At 28.1% G+C, this 22017-nt stretch carries 22 protein-coding genes; 17 read left to right on the top strand and 5 right to left on the bottom strand.

The annotated features are described in order from the left end of the window. Positions 1 to 222: 222 nt before the first annotated feature. From IC214_RS01720 to IC214_RS01700, 5 genes are all read left to right on the top strand, one after another. Complete coding sequence (locus IC214_RS01720; protein ID WP_227866155.1) at positions 223 to 1134, top strand: recombination protein NinG; 912 nt, start codon at positions 223 to 225, stop codon at positions 1132 to 1134. Positions 1135 to 1386: 252 nt separating this feature from the next. Further along, on the top strand, positions 1387 to 1821 hold the full coding sequence (locus tag IC214_RS01715; RefSeq protein WP_227433336.1) for a DUF6323 family protein: 435 nt from the start codon (positions 1387 to 1389) through the stop codon (positions 1819 to 1821). Between the two features lie 23 nt (positions 1822 to 1844). Further along, on the top strand, positions 1845 to 3359 hold the full coding sequence (locus IC214_RS01710; protein WP_227866154.1) for a DUF6179 domain-containing protein: 1515 nt from the start codon (positions 1845 to 1847) through the stop codon (positions 3357 to 3359). An 82-nt stretch (positions 3360 to 3441) separates the two neighbouring features. Next, positions 3442 to 4809 carry a M20 family metallopeptidase gene (locus IC214_RS01705; RefSeq protein WP_227866153.1) on the top strand — a complete coding sequence of 456 codons (1368 nt, stop codon included), beginning with the start codon at positions 3442 to 3444 and terminating at the stop codon, positions 4807 to 4809. Positions 4810 to 4845: 36 nt separating this feature from the next. Continuing rightward, positions 4846 to 5070 carry a NifU family protein gene (locus IC214_RS01700; protein ID WP_227433333.1) on the top strand — a complete coding sequence of 75 codons (225 nt, stop codon included), beginning with the start codon at positions 4846 to 4848 and terminating at the stop codon, positions 5068 to 5070. 121 nt (positions 5071 to 5191) lie between these two features. Here IC214_RS01700 and IC214_RS01695 read toward each other — a convergent pair whose 3' ends face one another. After that, on the bottom strand, positions 5192 to 5590 hold the full coding sequence (locus IC214_RS01695) for an HsmA family protein (protein ID WP_227433332.1): 399 nt from the start codon (positions 5588 to 5590) through the stop codon (positions 5192 to 5194). 2 nt (positions 5591 to 5592) lie between these two features. After that, positions 5593 to 6027: a MarR family winged helix-turn-helix transcriptional regulator gene (locus IC214_RS01690; protein ID WP_255605859.1), complete on the bottom strand. Its 435-nt coding sequence runs from the start codon at positions 6025 to 6027 to the stop codon at positions 5593 to 5595. Between the two features lie 329 nt (positions 6028 to 6356). Here IC214_RS01690 and IC214_RS01685 point away from each other — a divergent pair, with 329 nt between their 5' ends. The 8 genes from IC214_RS01685 to IC214_RS01650 all read left to right on the top strand — a co-directional run bounded on the left by IC214_RS01685 (position 6357) and on the right by IC214_RS01650 (position 14937). After that, positions 6357 to 7343, top strand: a complete 987-nt coding sequence (locus IC214_RS01685; RefSeq protein WP_227433331.1) for an ABC transporter permease — start codon at positions 6357 to 6359, stop codon at positions 7341 to 7343. Continuing rightward, positions 7327 to 8238, top strand: a complete 912-nt coding sequence (locus IC214_RS01680; protein ID WP_227433330.1) for an ABC transporter permease — start codon at positions 7327 to 7329, stop codon at positions 8236 to 8238. The genes IC214_RS01685 and IC214_RS01680 overlap by 17 nt, the downstream gene beginning before the upstream one ends. Positions 8239 to 8353: 115 nt before the next feature. Further along, positions 8354 to 9922, top strand: coding sequence for an ABC transporter substrate-binding protein (locus tag IC214_RS01675; protein ID WP_227433329.1), 1569 nt, complete (start codon positions 8354 to 8356; stop codon positions 9920 to 9922). Positions 9923 to 9995: 73 nt separating this feature from the next. Then, on the top strand, positions 9996 to 11021 hold the full coding sequence (locus IC214_RS01670) for an ABC transporter ATP-binding protein (RefSeq protein WP_227433328.1): 1026 nt from the start codon (positions 9996 to 9998) through the stop codon (positions 11019 to 11021). Next, positions 11014 to 11958: an ABC transporter ATP-binding protein gene (locus IC214_RS01665; RefSeq protein ID WP_227433327.1), complete on the top strand. Its 945-nt coding sequence runs from the start codon at positions 11014 to 11016 to the stop codon at positions 11956 to 11958. The genes IC214_RS01670 and IC214_RS01665 overlap by 8 nt, the downstream gene beginning before the upstream one ends. Before the next feature lie 313 nt (positions 11959 to 12271). Next, positions 12272 to 13126, top strand: a complete 855-nt coding sequence (locus tag IC214_RS01660; RefSeq protein WP_227866152.1) for a protein-ADP-ribose hydrolase — start codon at positions 12272 to 12274, stop codon at positions 13124 to 13126. Between the two features lie 297 nt (positions 13127 to 13423). Beyond that, entirely contained in the window at positions 13424 to 14287 is an 864-nt protein-coding gene (locus IC214_RS01655) for an alpha/beta hydrolase (RefSeq protein WP_227866228.1), read from the top strand. Positions 14288 to 14487: 200 nt separating this feature from the next. Continuing rightward, positions 14488 to 14937 carry a hypothetical protein gene (locus IC214_RS01650; protein ID WP_227866151.1) on the top strand — a complete coding sequence of 150 codons (450 nt, stop codon included), beginning with the start codon at positions 14488 to 14490 and terminating at the stop codon, positions 14935 to 14937. A gap of 171 nt (positions 14938 to 15108) precedes the next feature. Here the strand turns inward: IC214_RS01650 and IC214_RS01645 are convergent, their stop codons facing one another. Further along, entirely contained in the window at positions 15109 to 16038 is a 930-nt protein-coding gene (locus IC214_RS01645) for a helix-turn-helix transcriptional regulator (protein ID WP_227433323.1), read from the bottom strand. A 192-nt stretch (positions 16039 to 16230) separates the two neighbouring features. Between IC214_RS01645 and modA the strand changes: the two genes are divergently transcribed. From modA to IC214_RS01625, 4 genes are all read left to right on the top strand, one after another. Next, positions 16231 to 17043, top strand: a complete 813-nt coding sequence (modA, locus tag IC214_RS01640; protein WP_227433322.1) for a molybdate ABC transporter substrate-binding protein — start codon at positions 16231 to 16233, stop codon at positions 17041 to 17043. Positions 17044 to 17191: 148 nt separating this feature from the next. Continuing rightward, the gene (modB, locus tag IC214_RS01635; protein ID WP_227433321.1) at positions 17192 to 17875 is read left to right on the top strand and encodes a molybdate ABC transporter permease subunit; all 684 of its coding nucleotides are present in this window, start codon (positions 17192 to 17194) and stop codon (positions 17873 to 17875) included. Continuing rightward, positions 17876 to 18952 carry a sulfate/molybdate ABC transporter ATP-binding protein gene (locus IC214_RS01630; protein WP_227433320.1) on the top strand — a complete coding sequence of 359 codons (1077 nt, stop codon included), beginning with the start codon at positions 17876 to 17878 and terminating at the stop codon, positions 18950 to 18952. Positions 18953 to 18957: 5 nt separating this feature from the next. Further along, positions 18958 to 19515, top strand: coding sequence for a sugar O-acetyltransferase (locus IC214_RS01625; protein WP_227433319.1), 558 nt, complete (start codon positions 18958 to 18960; stop codon positions 19513 to 19515). A gap of 213 nt (positions 19516 to 19728) precedes the next feature. On the opposite strand, the gene IC214_RS01620 is transcribed toward IC214_RS01625, so the two are convergent. Next, positions 19729 to 20745: an ABC transporter substrate-binding protein gene (locus IC214_RS01620; RefSeq protein WP_227433318.1), complete on the bottom strand. Its 1017-nt coding sequence runs from the start codon at positions 20743 to 20745 to the stop codon at positions 19729 to 19731. Positions 20746 to 20777: 32 nt separating this feature from the next. Then, on the bottom strand, positions 20778 to 21800 hold the full coding sequence (locus IC214_RS01615) for a CD0873 family tyrosine ABC transporter substrate-binding lipoprotein (RefSeq protein ID WP_227433317.1): 1023 nt from the start codon (positions 21798 to 21800) through the stop codon (positions 20778 to 20780). Between the last annotated feature and the right edge of the window lie 217 nt (positions 21801 to 22017).

Raw genomic sequence — 22017 nt, 5'->3', positions numbered from 1 at the left:
ATATTATTATAAAGAGATTAATTTCAAATGTAAATAGATTTTGATAAAATTAATTATAAGTTTACTATTACTTAGTATCAATATCTAGGCTAATTAGAGTTATTATATGACTTAATATTATATAAAATTAAAAGAAGAGTTGACATGATGAAAATTATAGAATAAACTAAAAATGTAATAGTTAATAAATCTTAACTATTACATTCAAAGGAGGCTGTTATTATGAATAAAAATATAGAATTAATTGGAAACTTTGCAAGTGATTGGATTCGCTATAGTGATTATGAATATAAAATTACTGAAGAAGATGAACTGTATATAGTACCAACAGAAGATGCTGTATTTACTATGTACAATCCATTTGATGTTGCAGATGAAATTATAGTAGATATAATTCGCATAGGACAAGAAGCATTACAAGAGATATCAAAAGAAACTAAAGAAATGAGATTAAAAAAAGAAGTACTTGAATTTGTAAAGAAATATGGGTTGTTAGGATTAATTTATTCAAGTGTATATAATAGAGATATTGTTGGTGAAGAAAGAGTACTGATGATTGAAAAGAATTATATTACAAAAGAGAATATATTGAATACTGATGAGTATGTAAATATGTTCATCCCATTTGCAAGTGATGAAGATGTATACTTTAAAAAATATAAACGAGGTATAGATGTATCAAAACGAGAGGAATCACCCAAGTTTTTTGGAAAAAGACCATTGATTTTAGATTTAGTATTTTCAAGGTTTTATACAGAACAATTGGATTGGATTGTAAATTTTGCTAAGGATATGTGTAGACATTTTAATCAAATTTGTGTCTATAAAAACATGTCTAACCTACTAACTGAAAGTCTGACTATTATGTCTGGAGGGTTTAACCCTCAAAAGATTGGATTTTCTATAAGTCAATTAGATAAACCCACAATTGCATGGGAATTTAATTCTTTAAAAACAGCTATTGAAACTATATATGCATTTGCAATTACAAGTGAACCTGCATCTTTAAATAAATGTAAGTATTGTGGAAAGATTTATATACCTACAAATTCTAAATCTCAATACTGTTCACCTTCCTGTAGAAATTGCTCAAATGTAAAGAAAAGCAGAAGTAGAGCTAAAAAAGATAAGTAGATTAATATATCATTCTTTAGATTTTAATTATAAATAACTATTAAATTGATGAATAGTTATAAAAAATATATCTGAGTAATGATATATTTTTTTTATTGAAAAATTTAATTAAAATAGTAATTTTGAGTTGACAAAAACTACTTATAATAATATTATTATAAGTAGTTCTATAAGTTAATAAATATACTAATTTAAATATAACATAAAATGAATTAAAAGTCAATAGAAAAAATAAAAAAGGAGAATTTTAAAATGATATCACCTATTATTTTGAGTTCTATGCATCAAAATTTAAAGGAAATAGAAAGAAATGAATTGCTTGAAACTAATAAAGAATCTAAGTGTTATGGTCTAGTACTTTCCGAAGCGGATGTAAAAGATATAATAACTTCAAGAAATGATACTTTAAAGGGATATGGAAGAATAGAATTAGATATAAAAGTTACAAAACAATTAATAGAAAACATATATACATCACAGTTTACGAATATGGATGATTATTTAGAAATTATTAATGATATGCAAGAAATCTTTTATTACTTAAAAAATGAAACAGATGATAAAATTTGTGATGATGAAATTATAGAAATACTTGATGAACTTTATGAAAAATTTACAGGGAATATGGATAATGTAAGGGGAGAAGCAGAGGAATTTGCAAAAAAGTTTAAATTTGGAGAAGTTTAATCTAATGAGAGGGGAAACTTACTATGTCAAATAATAATCTAACCAACATCAATATAAATGAAAATAATCTAATAAAAAATCAATATGCAATATCTCTACTTAAAGAATGTATGGATTGTAAAGTAATAAATGAGAGAGAAGTATATAACATACAACAGGAAATATCCTTAATTCTTATAGATTTAATTAAAAAATATACAAATGGTCAAAGTACATCAGTAAAGACTGAAGTTGCTGAAAAATTATTGCTTTCAATTTGGTATTCTATTGATGCATATGTAAGTAAACTTGAAAATATAGAAAAAAGAGTTGCAGAATTGACGTCTAAAAATATTAAGTATGTATACTTAGAAGGCATTAAAATTCTTGAATATGATTTACTTGAGTTAGAAAAATTTTATGAAGTAATGAAAAGTAGAAAATTAGACACTAATTTAATGGCGTATAATGATACTTTAATGGAACTGTCTGGTTTCTTTAAAAACTATAGTATAAAATTTGAAGCATATGATATTCCAGTGAGTATAGATTATCCATTGGCATTAGATGATATGGATATTCAAGGAATTTATTATGTGAAAAATTATATTGAGAGTATGGATATAGAAAATAGATTTTGTAATTTATTTAGAAAGAAAGATAGAGAAAAATTATTTTATGATTATGGAATAACTTATAAAATAGATTGTGATGTTATACTTATAAATTTATTTGAACTTATTATAAATAACTCTATTTTCTCTACAATTTTAGGTAATGAATCAACTAATTTGAAGATTTCAGAATATGAATATGAATTTTTAGAAAAACAATTTAAAAACATATACAATCATACTTTTGAAGATGAAATTAAGCAATATGAGGAAAATAATGTAGTTGAATTTATTGAAGAAAGTAATAGTTTTGATTTTAATAATTCTGAAGAGCTCAATAAAGAAAGTATAATAAATGAAAAAATATTTTTATTGCTTGAAGGAGCAATTGATGTTTTGATAGAAAGATTAAATATAGAAGATGAAGCCATGATAAAATACATAAAAGCATATGAGAAGATATTTATTGAGTCTGTACTAAGTTCAATAAAAAGTGGCACTTTTAAAAGTATTATAACTGTAAGTAAGAATGAAAGTGAACCTTTAGAAAAGTATATTGTTGATGATGAAAATAAATTAGATGATGAGTCATTTAGAGCGATATTCAATTCTGTACTAGAGAGTACTTCTATAATTGAAAAAATAAAAATAATAAAGGAAAATATCAATGCAAAAAAAGACTTTATTGATATTCTTGAATCTGAATGCTTATTTGGGGATGATTATCTAATGCTATTTGCTTCATTAAGTGAATTTGAATTGGCAATACTGGGAAGTGTAGTATTTTATGAAGATATGAGAATGGAAGAAATTAATTTATTAGAACTATTACTAAACAAAAATAATAAAACTACACTATGGAAAAGAGAGTACATTGAATTTATGAAGAAAAAAAATAAGGAAAAAATACATTGTATAGAAGAATATATAAATCAAATTAATTAACAAAAAATTGTGAATAAATAGAATGTTAGTATATAATATAATTTGTAAAGCATATCAAAAATACATATCTGTGGAGGAGACTATGAAAGAATATATTATAAATAATATTGAGGAGATAAGAGAAGAATTAATTGATTTATCTAAAAAAATATGGGAAAATCCAGAATTAGCTTTTGAAGAAAAGTATGCAAGCAGTATTCAAAAGGAATATCTAAAGTCAAAAGGATTTGAAATTGAAGAAGTAGACAATTTACCAACTGGATTTATAGCGAGTTTTGGAGAAGATAAGCCCGTAATTGGAATACTTGGCGAATATGATGCTTTGCCAGAACTATCACAATCTGTGAGTACAGAAAAAAATCCATTGGTAGAGGGAGAATCTGGACATGGATGTGGTCATAATTTATTGGGTGTAGCAGGTGTAGGAGCAGTCGTTTCTATCAAAGAACTTATGGAAAAAAATAAATTTAATGGAACAATAAAATATTTCGGTTGTCCTGCTGAAGAAGAAGGTGGAGGAAAGACTGTAATGTGTGTAAATGGATGTTTTGATAATGTAGATTGCGCATTTACATGGCATCCTTTTGATATAAATGGCACATGGAGAGGTGGAAGTCTGGCAAATTTATCTGCTAGATTTAAGTTTAAGGGAATAACAGCACATGCAGCTCAAGCCCCTCATAATGGTAGAAGTGCATTAGATGCTGTTGAACTTATGAATGTAGGAGCAAATTATTTAAGAGAACATGTAATTGACTCTATAAGAATGCATTATGTTATAACTAATGGTGGAGGAAGACCTAATGTAGTTCCTGGTTTTGCGGAAAGTTGGTATTTTATAAGAGGTAAAAAAGCAAAGGATGCAGAGAATGTTCTTGATAGGCTAATAAAAGTGGCACAAGGAGCAGCTATGATGACAGAGACTGAAATGGAGTATGTAATTACTGATGGGATTTATGATTATATACCAAATCAGTGTTTAACTGATTTAGTATACGATAATATGATTCTTGTTGGAACTCCTAAAACTACTCCTGAAGAAGAAGAATTTGCAAAAAAATTATGTGCTACTCTTACTAAGGATGAGAGACTAGGTGTAGCTACAGCATTCCAAGACGATAAATCTATTGTGGACAGTTATATACATCATGGTATAGCTGATGGAGCAGAAGATAAGGGATTAGCTGGTTCTACTGATGTTGGAGATGTAAGTTATGTGATACCAGTAGCTCAATTTGCAATGGCAGCATGGCCTGTTGGTGTGGCAAGCCACACATGGCAGTCATGTGCATCAGCTGGTTCAAGTATAGGATTTTCAGCTATGATAAATTCAGCTAAGGTATTGGCTTGTAGTGCTTATGATGTATTTATGAATACTAAGATTATTGATGAGGCAAATATAGAGTTTGAAAAATCATTAGATGGACAAAAATTTAAACCATTGGTATAATCTTGGTAATAAAAATATTTCTGGGGGGGAATAACTATGAGAGAACAAGTTGAAAAAGTACTTGAACAAAAGATAAAACCTGTATTACAAAGAGATGGTGGAGATGTAGAGCTTATAGATGTAAATGAGAATGGTGTAGTTTTAGTTAGATTACAAGGTGCTTGTAGTGGATGTCCAGGAGCAACTATGACAATAAAAGCTGTTATTGAAAATGTTTTGGTAAGCGAAGTTCCAGGAGTAACTCAAGTGTTAGGTGTTTAATAAATTTAAATTATACATAAGGATTTATTAAGCTGTGTAAAAGAGTAAGTAAAACATTATAGATATATATGAAAAAGTGTGTAAGTGTATATTCATTTTCCTACACACTTTTTTTTATTTATTATCCAGCCATACCAATAAACATACCTATAAAGTATGGAATTAACCAGATAGTCCATACAACTATACTAAACTTATGGAAGAATTTTTTCTTATCTTCATCGTCCTTATACAAAACAAAAGTAGCCCAGCCTGCATGAAAAAGCATAAGCACAATTGCTAGGAGACCAGTTATACTATGAAGATTTTGGGACAATACAGACTTCACTTCAAAAGCGTGGCTATTAGCTATATTACTCATTGTAAATGTTCCTAAAGTATCAAATATTAAACCAAGCCAAAATATAATTACATGTTTCTTTTTTAAAATTTTAGCTTTTCTTTCTCCAAATACACCTATAGTGTAAAAAATTAAAGCTGATGTTATAAACACTATTGCAAGTATTAATTTAGAACTCATAATTATCTCTCCTTTATTTTTGCTAATATATTTCTAAGATTTTTTACTAATTCATTTAATTCTTTTTCATCACAATTTTTAAAAATACCATCAAAGCTTTCTTGCATTTTACTTTTAAAATTTGTGGCGAATTCAAGTCCATCCTCTGTAAATTTAACATATGTATTTCTCTTATCATCATATTTTTTGAACTTTTCTACATATCCAAATTGCTCTAATCTACTGATTATACCTGATACCGTTCCTTTAGCTAAAGACATCTCATCGCATAGTTGTGAAATTGTTAGTTCTTGATTATGAGCTATTAGCTTTATAACTATAATCTGTTGATGTGTTAATCCATTTTCCTTAAAATTTTCCTCTACTGTGTACATTGTTTTAGAATAGAGTTCTTTTAGAAGCATAGCTATTCTAAAACAATCATAATTAGTTTTCAATAAAATCACCTCTTAGATAGTTTGCATAGAAACTAATATAATATAGTTTCAGTAAATAGTCAATATAAAATTTAATAATTATGTAATAAATAAGAGATTAGTAATATCATAAAAATTTAATTTTAGGTAAAAATAAAACAATTTGATGAAATTTTAACAATTTTTCAAAAGTTTGTTTACACACAACATAAATGATGCTAAAATTGGTTTATAGATAAATATTTAAAATTTAATTTTTATTTAATGATAATAAAACCACGAAGGTTTAAACGTCGATTGACGCTTGCTTTTGGTGGTTTTTTTTATTGCAACAAAGGGGGAATAGGGGTTTGTTAAAGGATATAGTTAAAAAGTTGTTGCAGTTTATTTTAGTAATGTTTTTATTATCTTTTGTGGTTTTTTATATGGCAAGACTTGCTCCAGGAGACCCATTAATTTCTTACTATGGAGATGGTGTAGAAAGAATGAGTACTCAAGAAAAAGAAAATGCTATGAAAAAACTTGGTCTAAACGAACCAATATACAGTCAATATATAAAATGGATTTCAGATGCATCAAAAGGAGAATTTGGGATTTCATTTAAATATAAGCAAAATGTTACTTCTGTTATAAATGATGTTTATATAAATACTATCATATTAGGTGGTTCAGGATACATACTTACCTTTGTTCTAGCATTACTTTTAGGAATTTTTTGTACATTGCATGAAGATAAGCTTATAGATAGGGTTATATGTAAACTAGGTACGATAACCAATTGTATTCCATCATTCTGGGTTGCTTTAGTACTTATACTTATATTCAGTATAAATCTAAGTATACTTCCAAGTAGTGGAGCTTATTCAATGGGAGAGGAATATAGTATATCAAGTAGGATATCTCATTTAATATTACCTCTTACAGTACTTATATTGAGCCATTTATGGTATTACACATATATGATAAGAAATAAATTGCTAGAAGAAATAAGAGAAGATTATGTATTGCTATGTAAAGCAAAAGGTTTAAACAATAGAACCATTGTTTTTAAGCATTGCCTGAGAAATATAATGCCATCATATATAAGTATCATGGCTATTTCAATACCTCATATATTAGGAGGAACTTATGTAGTTGAAAAGGTTTTTTCTTATCCAGGGTTAGGAACTCTTTGTTTTGAGAGTGCAAAGTATCACGATTATAATATGTTATTAGTTTTATGTCTAATAACAGGAGCTTTAGTGGTATTTGGAAATATGCTAGCTCAAATTATAAACAATAAAATAGACCCTAGAATGAAGTACGATAGAGGTGATAACAATGAAGCCGCAATGTAGTGATTTTGAGATTGTAGGAGAAAATTATATTTCAGTAGTAAAAGATGAACAAATAGAAATAAAAAAAACTCTGTTTGAAAAATTTAAACAGTTACCATATATATCAATCATAATTTTATCCATTATAGTTATTGGAAGTGTATTTTCATCTTTGATAATGACACATGAGCCAACATATATGGATTTAGTAAGTTCTAATTTAGCTCCAAGTAAAGATTTTTTCTTTGGAACAGATTCAATGGGAAGAGATATATATTCTATGATATGGTATGGAGGAAAAATATCTTTATTTATAGGAATATTTTCGACAATAATATCAACTATTATAGGAATTGTTTATGGTAGCATAAGCGGTTCAGCATCTGAGCTTGTAGATGATGCAATGATGAGATTTACAGAAATCATACTTAGTATACCATCAATATTAATTATAATATTTGTACAAGCGATACTTGGGAATTCAAATCCAATATCTATGTCCATAGTAATAGGGATAACAAGTTGGATGAATATATCTAAGATTGTAAGGACTGAAGTTAGACAAATAAGAAATAGTGAGTACATACTAGCAGCTAAAAGTATGGGTGGAGGATTTTTATATATATTAAAACAGCACTTACTTCCAAACTTTGTCGCATCAATAATGTTTATGGTAGTAACAAATATAGGTGCAGCTATTGGAACTGAGTCAACACTAAGTTTTTTAGGAATTGGTTTGCCAATAGAAATTGTTTCTTGGGGAAGTATGCTATCTTTATCAGAAGAAGCACTTCTTTCAAATAGATGGTGGATTATCCTAATTCCAGGTATATTTTTAGTTACTACATTGGTCTGTATAACTAATATTGGTAATTATATAAGAAAGAGCAATAATAAAAAATCAAGTAATTTATAAATCAGCGTTTTAAGTGTTAAATAAGCAAATACTAAGGTATTTGAAATATCTATTTAAATAAATGGGGTCAAAGCTTTAAAAAATATTTATTATTAAAAGCAAAAGGGGGAGCATCATGAAATTAAAAAAATTAAAAGTTTTAAGTCTAGTAATGATACTTAGTCTAATGGCAGGCTGTTCGAGTGCAGGAAATGGGGACAAAAAAACAGATAAACCTAAAGATGGTAAAGTACTTGTTTATGGAAGTAATGACTATACAAGTATAAATCCAGCACTATATGAACATGGCGAAATAAATTCATTGATATTTAATGGATTAACAGCTCATGATGAAAATAATAAAGTAGTTCCTTGTCTAGCAAAAGATTGGAAATTTGATGAAGCAACAAATACATATACTTTTAATTTAAGAGATGATGTTAAGTGGCATGATGGAGAGAAATTTACAGCAAATGATGTTAAATTCACAATGGAAACTATAATGAATCCAGACAATGCTTCTGAAATAGCATCAAATTATGAAGATATAACAAAAATTGATGTAATTAATGATACTACTATAAAAATTGCTTTAAAAGCACCAAATACAGCAATGCTTGATTATTTAACAGTTGGAATATTACCAAAACATGCATTAGAAGGTAAAGATATAACTACTGATGGATTTAATCAAAAACCAATAGGTACTGGACCATTCAAACTTGAAAAATGGGATAAAGGGCAAAGTATAACACTTGTTAAAAATAGTGATTATTTTGTAAAAGAGCCAGGACTGGATAAAGTAGTATTTAAGATTGTACCAGATGACAAAGCTAAAGCAATGCAATTAAAATCAGGTGAATTAGATTTAGCACAAGTAACTCCTAAAGATATGTCTAATTTTGAGAAAGACGAAAAGAATTTTAAAGTAAATATAATGAAAACTGCAGATTATAGAGGTATACTATATAACTTCAATTCTAAATTCTTTAAAGATGAAAAGACTAAAGGATTACCAAATGCTTTAAGTTATGCAATAGATAGAAAAGCAATAGTTGATAGTGTATTATTGGGTCATGGTGTAGCCGCATATTCACCTTTACAAATGGGACCATATAATAATCCTGATATAGAGAAATTTGAATATAATCCAGAAAAGGCTAAGCAAGAAATTGAAAAATTAGGTTGGAAGTTAGGTTCTGATGGAATATATGAAAAAGAAGGTACTAAATTAGCTTTTGAAATAACAGCTGGCGAAAGTGACCAAGTTAGAGTTGATATGGCTAAAATATGTGCACAACAGCTAAAAGAAATAGGTGTTGATGCTAAAGCTGTAGTTGTAACTGAAACAGATTGGGCTAATCAAGATGCGCACTTAATCGGTTGGGGAAGTCCATTTGACCCAGATGACCATACATATAAAGTATTTGGAACAGATAAAGGTGCAAACTACAGTGCTTATTCTAATCCTACTATAGACAAAATACTTCAACAAGCAAGAGAAACAGAAAATAAAGATGAAAAATTAAAGTTATATAAACAATTCCAAGTAGAGATGACTAAAGATATGCCATATACATTTATTGCTTATATAGATGCTATATATGTTGGAAAACCAAATATAAAAGGTTTAACACCTGATACAGTTTTAGGTCATCATGGTGTAGGGATATTCTGGAACATAGCTGATTGGACAATAGAATAATAGTTAGATTAATTAGAAACCTTAGGGATGAAATATATCCCTAAGGTTTGAATAGCATAGGGGTTGATGGTTTTTGGAACATTTATTGGAGGTTAATAATCTATCTGTAAGCTTTAAAATAGAAGAAGGCGAAGTACAGGCTGTGAGAGATGTGTCCTTTACCCTAAAAAGGGGTGAAACACTAGCTATAGTTGGAGAATCTGGTTGTGGAAAATCTGTATTATGCAAAAGTTTGATAAAGATACTTCCATATAATGGATATATCAAAAGTGGAGAGGTTCTATTTAAATCAAAGGACTTAGTTAAAAAATCTGAGAAAGAAATGGAAGATATTAGAGGAAGAGATATATCAATGATATTTCAAGACCCTATGACATCTTTGAATCCAACCATATCAATAGGAAAGCAAATAACTGAAGCTATAGTAATCCATCAAGGCATAAGTAAAAGTGAAGCTAAGAAAAGAGCTATAGAGCTTATTGAATTAGTTGGGATAGATAATCCTGAAAAAAGATTTAAACAATTTCCGCATCATTTTTCAGGAGGAATGAGGCAACGTATAGTAATTGCTATAGCACTAGCTTGTAATCCAGAAGTATTGATTGCTGATGAGCCTACAACAGCCTTGGATGTGACTATACAAGCTCAAATAATTGACTTAATAAAAGAACTACAAAATAAAATAGGCTTATCAATAATATTTATAACTCATGATTTAGGTGTAGTTGCAACTATGGCTGATAGGATAGCAGTTATGTATGCAGGTAAGATTGTAGAAATAGGAACAGTAGAAGATATATTTTATGACCCTAGACATCCATATACTTGGGGATTATTAGGTTCATTACCTACTTTAGATTCACAAGAAGATTATTTGTATAATATACCTGGAATGCCTCCAAATTTATTAAATCCTCCAAAGGGGGATGCATTTGCAGTAAGAAATAAAAATGCTCTTAGGATAGATTATGAAAAGGAGCCACCAATGTTTAAAATTAATGATACACACAGTGCAGCAACTTGGTTATTGCATCCAGATGCACCTAAAATAAATATACCAGTTAGGGTAAATGGTGGAAGGGTGATTTCTAATGAATAAAGAAAAAATACTAGAAATAAAAAATTTAAAACAATATTTTCATTTGGATAAAAGTACTATTGTAAAAGCAGTTGATGATATAAGTTTTGATATATATAAAGGAGAAATATTTGGTTTAGTAGGAGAATCTGGTTCAGGAAAATCTACAACTGGTAAAACTATAATAAAGTTACATGAGCCTACTGGTGGAGACGTAATTTATAAGGGAAATTGTATCTCAGATAAAAAATCATATAAATTTGTAAAAAAAGATGTAAATAAAAGTATGCAGATTATTTTTCAAGATTCTACCTCATCATTAAATCCTCGTATGACAATTGGAGATATAATTTCAGAGCCACTTAAAATTCAGGGTGTCTGTAAAAATAAAGCAGAAAGACTGGATAAAGTCTATGAGATGTTAAATTTAGTGGGACTTGATAGAAGCTATGCAAATAAATATCCTTCTGACTTTTCAGGTGGGCAAAGACAACGTATTGGTATAGCTCGAGCTCTTTCAGTAGACCCAGAGTTTATAATAGCTGATGAACCGATAGCCTCTTTAGATGTGTCTATACAAGCACAAATAGTAAATTTATTTAAAAAATTACAGAAAGAAAAGAATTTAACTTGTTTGTTTATAGCGCATGATTTATCTATGGTGAGACATATTAGTGACCGTATAGGAGTTATGCATAATGGAAAATTAGTAGAATTAGCGAATTCAGAAGAGTTGTATAATAATCCTATACATCCATATACAAAGTCTTTACTTTCTGCAATTCCTATTCCTGACCCAAGATATGCTAAGGTAAGAAATAGAGTGGAATATAATTATAGTATGTATAATTGTTCAAGTGATGAGTTATCAAGTTGGATTGAGGTTTCAGATGGTCATTTTGTATATGCTTCTAAATCAGATATAAATAAATACCAACAAAATTTAAAAGTTGTTTAGTGTAAAAACCATTCTAGGTAAGAGTTGATTATTTAGAGTGGTTTTTATGTATAAAAGTGTAAGCTTTAGAACATTTTCTTTAATTATTATATTTAAAAATTTTATGATTAAAGTGTTAGCAAGTAGCATATTATTTTATAAAGGTTTATATAAAATACTTAAAATTGTTCTATATTTTGTCTTTAAATATATTAATATTAAAAAATTTACACTTTTAACAGGATTTATGTAAGTGTTTATAGAAATAAATAAGTATGTACATAATACATAATTATTTTTTATAATTCTAAAATAAAAGAATGGAGAGATAGCTATGAAGTGGAGAGATTATGCTGATGATGTAAACTTATTTGAGGATTTTGATAGAAGTATCAAACCTCTAACTGACGAACGAAGAAAGAAAAATATAAACACTTTAATTGCATATTTTTCAAAAGAAGTTCCTTCTAAAATATACAATTTATCAAATGATGAAATCAAGCCTAGAGATATACTTAGAGGACTTCTTAATGTATATCCACCAAAAGAAATTGCTCCAGAGATACTTAGTATGTTACATAACTTATTGTTAATTGAATGTGAAGAAAGAGAGTTAGTAGATGTAAATGATATAGAAGAAGTTGAGGAAGGCATTGCTATATGGAGAGGCAATATAACTAATTTAAAAGCAGATGCAATAGTAAATGCTGCAAACAATAAGCTATTAGGATGTTTACAACCATTACATTTATGTGTAGATAATGAGATACATTCATGCGCAGGTCCTAGACTTAGAGAAGATTGTGATAAAATAATAAAAAAACAAGGACATTTAGAATATACAGGAGATGCTAAAATAACTAGAGGTTATTGTCTACCTGCAAAATTTGTAGTACACACTGTTGGACCTATTGTATCTGGTGGTCAGCCAAGCAAAGAACAGGAAAAACAATTACTACATTGCTACAAATCATCTCTAAATACTATAAGAGAAATTGATGAAATAAAGAATATCGTTTTTTGTGGTATTTCTACAGGGGTATTTGGATATCCAAAAAAAGAAGCAGCTAATCTTGCTGTAAATAGAGTGAGATTATGGCTAAAAGAAAATCCTGAGAAAAATTTAAAAGTTGTATTTAATGTATTCACAGAAGAGGAAGAAGAAAAATATAGAAGAATATTTAGATAGCACTTGCCAATAAAGTATCTAGTAATATTTATTAGATAAGGCAATAGCTTATAAATATTAATGATTGATAAAATATAATTTGTAATTTTAGTAGATTAATAGGTATAATAGAAATCATAAGAGTAGTATAAGTAGCGATTGTATTACTTTTAAAAAACAAAATATAGGAAAATTAAATGGTAAATAAATATGAAAAATAGTTTTAAGAATTATATTAGTTTAAGAAATAAGGTAATAATTGTATCAGTTGTATTTCTGTTAATACCGTTAATCATATCGTATATATTTGGCAAATTGGTGTACGATAGCTCAGTTGGCTCAGAACAGTTAATAAAAAAAGAAGATGTATTAAAAGTATTTTCTAAGAGGAAAGATAAGCCCTTAGATAAATTGAAAAACTACAAGACAGATGAGCTGATGATACAAAGCTCTAATAATTACAAACTTGAAAGTCTTTTTATGAATTCAAATATAAAAACAAAAAATACTATTATAATTGTTCATGGAATGGGAAGTAATCACTATGAAATGCTAAAAATAGCATATGAATACTTAGATAAAGGTTATAATGTATTGATTTACAATCAAAGAAATACTGGTAATAGTGGAGGCGACAATTATACATTTGGTCTTTATGAGAGATATGATTTAGATAGTATAGTTAAGTTTGTAAAAAATAAATTCCCAGATGGTAAATTGGGAATCCATGGATTTTCTATGGGTGCAGGAACAGCTGCTATGCATACAGCTATAAACTCAGAAAGTCAAGAGGTCGATTTTTATATATTGGATTCTCCATATTCTGAAATGAAGGATGCCATTAGAATGGGAGTAATAGAAAAACATATACCAAATGTATTAGTAAATTATGTCGTAGCATGTGGGGATGTGTATAATAAATTTAAATCTGGATTTTGGTATAGTGATGTAGAACCATATAAGGCAATCGAAAAGAGTAATGTTCCTATACTATTTATACATGGAACAAAAGACACTGTTTGTAATTATCAAAATAGCCAAACCATGTATGACTTAGTCAAGCATAATAAAAAAGAGCTATGGCTCATAGAAGGTATTGAACATGTTGCTGGATATGACTCTGATAGTAGAGCATATTTCAATAGAATTTTTAGGTTTATAGATAGTAGTATTATCAATTAATAGAAATTAGTTGTATATTTTAATAGCTTATTTATTTTATTACAAAATAAATAAGCTATTTTTCATATTAAATATAAATATTTAATATGAATTAATTGATTATGAAAATGAAAATAACTACCAATTAAATTCACCTGTACCTCAAATAAAAGAGTTAGTATTATATACAATAAAATCTAACGAAAAGAGAGGTAGTATATATGAAAAACAAAAATAATAAAGAAAAAGGCATGTTGAATATGAGAGTATTAAGAGTTTTGGGATTACTATTAATATTTTTTGACTATACAGGAGATACTTTAAATTTTTATAACTTTTTTGCTAAACCCTTAGTATCAGGAAGTTTATATCAATCAGGAGGAGCTGATTATATAGTATTATTGTTATTTGTTACAGAATGTGTATACTTAGTTGGAAGATACATATTAAAAGTTAAAATAAATTGGAGTGAAGTTATTGAAAATGAAAAAGATAATTTTATTAATAATTTATTAGTTGAGAAGATACAAGAAGAAAGCAACTTTGTATATAACCTATTAAACTCATTTATTTTACCGCATGTATACAAGATAGGAAAATTATTCATATCAAAAACACATAATACGTTAATCTACATTAAGAAAAATTACTATTATGTAAATATATATTAATATATTTAACTATTTAGTATATTGAATTTTATATGTGGCTACCAAAATGAACAATATAGGTTTTTATGATAGACTGAATTTTTTGATGTACGTTTTTGGCATACATAAAAATCGCAATTTACTTTACAATTAATTTATAAATCATGTAAAAATAGATTGCGATTTTTATTTTTAAACTTCTGCTATGATTTTGCCTGTGTCAATCAAATCATATCCACCAAGACCTTGAAGTTCGGCCTTAAATTCAGCTGAATTAATTATACTAATTATAGTTTGGTAGACAGGGTTTTTCAAGTCTTCTTTTTTAATAACCAAATCATAACGTTCCTTGTGAAGAGGAATAAAGTCAATATTGTTTACTTGTAGAGCAGCTTTTTCATTGCCTAATCCAACATCAGCTATACCACGAGAAACCTTGCTTGCTACACCTAAATGCGATAATTCTTCATTATAATAACCATTTATATCAGTGCCATTAAAATTTAAAAGTCTAAGTTTGCCATCAAGCAAAACTCTAGTTCCAGCCCCTTTTTCTCGATTTACAAGTGTTATATTTGGTCTGGTTAAATCATTCCAACCTTTTATTTCCTTAGGATTTCCTTTAGCAACATAAAAACCTTGCATTCTATATGCTAGATTTATAAGTACACATGGGATTCCTGGCAATAGTTTTTTAACAAAAGTACTATTATATTCGTCTGTTTCAAAATCCCATAGATGGGATGATGCTATAGAAACCCTGCCATTATATAATTCATATAAAGCATTATAACTTCCTATATAAGAGCGAAATGTATTTACTCTATCTAATCTTTTTTCAACAGACCTAGCTAAAATGTCTAATATTACATCTTGACCAGAAATAATAATTTTACGATTATTATCAATATCTATATTTTTATTGTTAAAATGTGTATCTTTAATTTTACCAGTTTTTTGATTGTTGATATATTCTTCGACATCTTTAATATCAACTCTTATTTTTTTACCTACTTTGTAAGAAGGAAGTTCACCTCTTTTGATTAATTCATATACAGTATTTTTTGTTATCTTTAATAATTCAGCTACTTCAACAGGTGTCAAAGATGATAATGAGTCCATAATCCACCTCCATATAAGGTTATTTTAACATTAAAAAAAGAAAAATGTAGAAAAATATTTAAAAGTAATATAAATAATTTACTTGAAAATTTATTAGCAGGTATATATAATTAAGTTATACATAACAAAACATGATAAAACATGATAAAACGAATTAAAATATGTATCAAATTTACAAAAAGGGAGAGTATTATGAAAAAAATATTGGGAATATTAGGATTAGTTGCATGTTTAACTTTGGGGACAGTTGGATGTAGTAGTAAAGAAAGTCCAAAAGATGATAGTAAAGAAGAAAAAACAAATAAAAGCAGTGAGACAGTAGAACTAAACATATCTGCTGCTGCAAGTTTAAAAGAAGCAATGGCAAAAATTGAAGAAGAATATAAAAAAGTTGATTCCAATGTAAAGCTTACAGTTAACTATGGAGCATCAGGTTCACTTCAACAGCAAATAGAACAAGGTGCACCATGTGATTTATTTATTTCAGCAGGTCAGAAACAAATGAAAGCTTTAGATGAAGAAAAGTTATTGGTTTCTGATACTATGAAAGATTTAGTTAAAAATGATTTAGTTCTTATTTCTTCAGCTGATAGTGATGTATCTAGTATGAAAGACTTAACTACAGATAAAGTAAAGAAAATTGCAGTTGGAGAAGCTGAAAGTGTTCCAGCAGGTAAATATGCAGATGAAGTATTAACTAATTTAAATTTAAAAGATACATTAAAAGATAAATTGGTGTTTGCGAAAGATGTAAAAGAGGTTTTAGCATGGGTGCAATCAGGTAATGCAGATGTTGGATTCGTTTATTTTAGTGACACTGTGAATAATGATAAAATAAAAGTAGTTGAGAAAACAGATGAAAAAACTCATTCACCTATTACATATCCAGTTGCAGTAATTGAAGCTAGTAAAAATGCAGATGCTGCTAAGAAATTTGAAGAATTCCTGTTGAGTGATGCAGGACAAAAGATTTTTGAGGAATTTGGATATAAAAAAGTAGAATAAGCTTACAAATAATTTATATGTAATTAAAAAGAAGTTGTATATAAATAAATGAAAATTGAAAATAATTGTATATTATAATAAAATGGAAATAGTGAAATTAATATATTTATTAATTTCACTATTTCCATTTAAATTAAGGAGGGAAAAAATGGGGACAGATTGGTCACCTTTATGGATATCACTTAAGACAGCTTTTTTGTCAACGATAATAACTTTTATAATAGGAATATTTGTGTCATATATTATGGCTAACTATAGAGGTAAGTGGAAAGGTATTATAGATGGTATCTTTACACTTCCATTAATTTTGCCACCCACAGTTGTTGGATTCTTTTTATTGTTGTTATGTGGGAAAAATGGCTTTGTAGGTAAATTTTTACTGAATTTTGATAAAACCTTAATATTTAGCTGGACAGCAACTGTAATCTCAGCAGTAGTAGTATCTTTTCCTATGATGTATAGAACTTCAAGGTCAGCTTTTGAACAAATTGATAGCAACATGTTGTCTGCTGCTAGAACCTTAGGTCTTAATGAATGGAAAGTTTTTTTAAAGATTGCAGTACCATTAGCTTGGCCTGGGATAATAGGTGGACTTGTGTTGTCGTTTGCTAGAGCACTTGGAGAATTTGGTGCTACACTTATGATAGCTGGAAATATACCTGGAAAAACTCAAACTATGCCAATCGCTATATTTTTTGCAGTTGAAGGTGGAGATATGAATAAAGCTATGATGTGGGTTATGATTATTGTAGCGATATCTATAGCAATGATTTTATTATTAAATTATTGGTCAGAATTCCAGCAGAAAATAATAGGAAAGAGGTGTAGATAGTTGAGTTTATATGTAGATATTGAAAAAGATTTATCCTCTTTTAAATTAAAAGTAAAAATTGAACAGGAAAAAGGAATTTTAGGATTTTTAGGTGAATCTGGTTCTGGAAAAAGTATGACGTTAAAATGTATAGCAGGACTTGAAAAACCTACAAGAGGTAAGATTATATTAAATGAAAGAGTATTGTTTGATTCTGAAAAAAAGATAAATTTATCAACACAAGAAAGAAACATTGGTTTTTTATTTCAAAACTATGCATTATTTCCTCACATGACTGTAAGCCAAAATATCGAACTTGGTCTTTCAAAGTTAAGTAAAGATGAAAAAAAGGAAATAATAATGAAATATTTAGAAATACTTAAATTAAATGGATTTGAGGGTCGATACCCTTGGCAATTATCTGGTGGTCAGCAACAAAGAGTAGCACTAGCTAGAGCCTTAGCTACATCTCCAGATATACTACTTTTAGATGAACCTTTTTCTGCATTAGACCATCATTTGAGAAGTAATATGGAAAAAGAACTTATGAATATGTTAAAAGATTATAAGGGAGATATATTGTTTGTTACTCATGATATTGAAGAAGCTTACCGAGTTTGTGATGATATTATGGTTTATAATAAAGGAGAAGGTCTTCCAAAAAGACCTAAAAAAGAACTATTTGAGTCTCCAAAATATCTTATAGAAGCAAAAATAACAGGATGTAAAAATATATCTCGATTAAATAGAATAGATAACAATACTATTTATGCTACAGATTGGGGATGTAAGTTGACATTAACTGGAAACATAGGTGATAATATAGAATATGTGGGAATCAGAGAGCATCATATTAAGGTTTTAGATTCTAGTGAAAATTTAGATGGCAAGTTATGTTTTAGACTAATTAACATTATAGAAAATCCATTTACATACACTATATATGCTATAAACAATAATTTATCTAGCAAAAGTATGCCTATTCAGATAGAATTAGAAAAAAACAAAATGAAATTTGATAAGGGAGACAGCATTTATTTAGATTTTCCACAGGAATATTTATTTTGCTTTAAGTACAATTGCAAAGAAAAGGAGTAATTTATATGACTGAAAAAGAAAAAATGTTGTCAGGGAAAGGTTACTATGCAAATGATGAATTGCTAGTAAAAGAAAGAGAGTATTGTAAAAAATTAACTAGGTTGTTTAATAACTCTTTGGAAGATGAATATGAAAAAAGAGTGGATATTTTAAAAAAACTATTTGGTTCAGTTGGGAATCAAATAAATGTTGAACAAAATATAAGGTGTGACTATGGATATAATATACATGTAGGTGAAAATTTCTTTGCAAACTATGACTGTATTTTTTTAGATGTATGTAAAATTGAAATTGGTGATAATGTAATGTTAGCTCCAAATGTTCAAATTTATACAGCTTATCATCCAATTGAGGCACAGCTTAGAATTTCAGGAATAGAGTATGGTTCACCTGTAAAGATAGGAGATAATGCATGGATAGGTGGAGGCGTGATTATAACTCCAGGAGTTACTATAGGTGATAATGTGGTAATAGGTGCAGGAAGTGTAGTGACAAAAGATATACCATCAAATACTGTAGCCGTTGGAAATCCATGTAGAGTAATAAAACATATAGAAGAATAATTTTATTTATATAAATAAGTTAAGATTATTAATATATTATCTTTGGATAAGAAATATATCAATGTAAAATTGAATAGACAATATATTAAAATAAAAAAATATGCCTGTTTTTATGTTTGGAAAGATTCATAGAAACAGGCATATTGATTGTATATAAAAATATCATTAAATTTTACTTTATTTTCATATTTTATATTAATTAGAGTGGTCAAATTATTTATTTTCAGTTTTAATATAAACTATGTTCTTGTCAGAAGGTTTATCTAGAGAAAGTGCCTTTAGAGTATCTTCATTAATAATTAAATTAGTTTCTTCTAAACTTGTTATAGGCATATCTGAAACTTTAGATTCTCCTTTTAGGACCTTAACAGCCATCTCACCAGTCTTATAACCTAATTTTTCATAATCTATACCTTGGCAAGCTAATGCTCCACCTTTTACCATACCTTCCTCTGCAGCTATTATAGGTATTTTATTTTTAGTAGCAAGTTGAGAAACGATAGGCATAGAAGATGCAAGTAAATTATCTGTAGGAGCATAAATAACATCTACGCTACCCATTAAACTAGAAGCAGCTTGATTTATTTCACTAGAAGAACTAATTCCTTTTTCAACAACTTTAAGACCTTTATCATTTGCATATTTCTTCAAGTTATCAACTTGAACTTTAGAATTTACCTCACTAGTATTATATATAACACCTATAGTCTTTGCTTGTGGGATTAGTATATCAAGAGCCTTTAAACTCTTATCAATAGGTGTAAAATTAGAAGTTCCAGAAACATTTTTACCTGGTTTATCTAAAGAATCTGCAAATCCAGCTGAAACAGGGTCAGTTACAGCAGTTATAAGTATAGGTATATCTTTAGTAGCATTGTATGATGCCTGAGCAGATGGAGTAGATATAGCAAATATCAAATCTTTTTTATCAGAAACAAATTTACTAGCTATAGTTTGTGTAGTAGGCATATCATTTTGAGCATTTTGATAATCTATTTCTATATTTTTACCATCTTTAAATCCATTATCTTCTAGAGCTTTAATGAATCCTTCTCTGGATGCATCTAAAGCTTGATGCTCAACTAACTGAGTAATACCAATTTTTTTAATTTCATTATTTTTATCAGATGATTTATTTGACTCACCTTCATTATTTTTAGAACAACCTGTAATGGTAGATACACTAAGAACACCAATTAAAATTAAATTTATCAACTTACTGGACTTCATTTTGACCACTCCCTCATAAAAATCTATTATATTTATTCTTGTTTAGTTTTTACATAAGAAATATTTTCATTAGAAGGTTTTTCCATACCTAAAGCTTTTAGTATATCTTCATTAACAATGATATCTGTATCATCTGATGTAGCTACAGGCATATCAGAAACTGATTCACCATTTAAAATTTTAACAGCCATTTCACCTGTTTTGTAACCAAGTTTTTCATAGTTTATACCTTGACAAGCAAGAGCACCTTTTTCAACTGGACCAGATTCAGCTGCTATAACTGGAATCTTATTTTCAGTAGCTATTTTAGAAACTATTGGCATAGAAGAAGCTACTAAGTTGTCAGTAGGAACATATAAAACATCTATCTTACCAACTAAGCTAGAAATTCCCTGATTGACTTCATTTGAAGTAGTTATTCCTTTTTCAACAACTTTAAAACCATTTTTAGAAGCATATTCTTTTAAAGCATCAACTTGAACTTTTGAATTAACTTCACTAGTATTGTACATAACTCCTATAGTCTTTGCTTTAGGAGCAAATATTTTAAGTAGTTCTAATCCTTTTTCTACAGAAACAAAGTCTGATGTTCCAGATACATTTCCACCTGGTTTTTCAATTGATTTAACTAAGCCAGCAGCGACAGGGTCACTGACAGCAGTTATAAGTATAGGTATATCCTTAGTTGCATTATAAGCTGCTTGAGCAGATGGAGTAGATATTGCAAATATTAAGTCCTTTTTATCAGATGCAAATTTACTTGCAATACTTTGTGTAGTAGGCATATCATTTTGAGCATTTTGGAAATCTATATCAATATTTTCTCCATCTTTAAATCCATTTTTTTCTAAGGCTTTTACAAATCCTGTTTTAGTAGCATCCAATGCTGGATGTTCAACCAATTGAGTTATACCAATTTTTTTAACTTCTTTGTCTTTAGAGTTATTTTCTTGTTTAGAATTGCTAGAGTCTCCACCTTGTGAACATCCTGTAAGCATAGATATTCCAAGAGCACCAGCTAAAATTAAACTTACCAATCTTTTTTTATTAATCATTTTTATATCCCCCTCGAAAATTTTATTATTATATATGTTCATATATTCATATAAATGGTTGTAGTATTGCTAAAAATATTATGACTTTAAAATTATTTTATAAATAAACTAATTTGTAACTAAGCTAAAATTAAATTATCATAATATATACTTTTAAACAGCATATTCAAATTTTTCTAAGATTTCTTCAACTGTTAATTCTTCTTTTTCTTTTCCC

Source organism: Clostridioides sp. ES-S-0190-01 (assembly GCF_020658275.1).
Classification (GTDB): domain Bacteria; phylum Bacillota; class Clostridia; order Peptostreptococcales; family Peptostreptococcaceae; genus Clostridioides.
The sequence above is the reverse complement of the archived record's forward strand: the minus strand, read 5'-3'. Positions and strand labels throughout refer to the sequence as shown.

Bases quoted from the DNA above. Each gene is read 5' to 3' on its own strand.
- IC214_RS01720 (WP_227866155.1), top strand. From the start codon at position 223: ATGAATAAAAATATAGAATTAATTGGAAACTTTGCAAGTGATTGGATT.
- IC214_RS01715 (WP_227433336.1), top strand. From the start codon at position 1,387: ATGATATCACCTATTATTTTGAGTTCTATGCATCAAAATTTAAAGGAA.
- IC214_RS01710 (WP_227866154.1), top strand. From the start codon at position 1,845: ATGTCAAATAATAATCTAACCAACATCAATATAAATGAAAATAATCTA.
- IC214_RS01705 (WP_227866153.1), top strand. From the start codon at position 3,442: ATGAAAGAATATATTATAAATAATATTGAGGAGATAAGAGAAGAATTA.
- IC214_RS01700 (WP_227433333.1), top strand. From the start codon at position 4,846: ATGAGAGAACAAGTTGAAAAAGTACTTGAACAAAAGATAAAACCTGTA.
- IC214_RS01695 (WP_227433332.1), bottom strand. From the start codon at position 5,590: ATGAGTTCTAAATTAATACTTGCAATAGTGTTTATAACATCAGCTTTA.
- IC214_RS01680 (WP_227433330.1), top strand. From the start codon at position 7,327: ATGAAGCCGCAATGTAGTGATTTTGAGATTGTAGGAGAAAATTATATT.
- IC214_RS01675 (WP_227433329.1), top strand. From the start codon at position 8,354: ATGAAATTAAAAAAATTAAAAGTTTTAAGTCTAGTAATGATACTTAGT.
- IC214_RS01665 (WP_227433327.1), top strand. From the start codon at position 11,014: ATGAATAAAGAAAAAATACTAGAAATAAAAAATTTAAAACAATATTTT.
- IC214_RS01660 (WP_227866152.1), top strand. From the start codon at position 12,272: ATGAAGTGGAGAGATTATGCTGATGATGTAAACTTATTTGAGGATTTT.
- IC214_RS01650 (WP_227866151.1), top strand. From the start codon at position 14,488: ATGAAAAACAAAAATAATAAAGAAAAAGGCATGTTGAATATGAGAGTA.
- IC214_RS01645 (WP_227433323.1), bottom strand. From the start codon at position 16,038: ATGGACTCATTATCATCTTTGACACCTGTTGAAGTAGCTGAATTATTA.
- modA (WP_227433322.1), top strand. From the start codon at position 16,231: ATGAAAAAAATATTGGGAATATTAGGATTAGTTGCATGTTTAACTTTG.
- modB (WP_227433321.1), top strand. From the start codon at position 17,192: ATGGGGACAGATTGGTCACCTTTATGGATATCACTTAAGACAGCTTTT.
- IC214_RS01625 (WP_227433319.1), top strand. From the start codon at position 18,958: ATGACTGAAAAAGAAAAAATGTTGTCAGGGAAAGGTTACTATGCAAAT.
- IC214_RS01620 (WP_227433318.1), bottom strand. From the start codon at position 20,745: ATGAAGTCCAGTAAGTTGATAAATTTAATTTTAATTGGTGTTCTTAGT.
- IC214_RS01615 (WP_227433317.1), bottom strand. From the start codon at position 21,800: ATGATTAATAAAAAAAGATTGGTAAGTTTAATTTTAGCTGGTGCTCTT.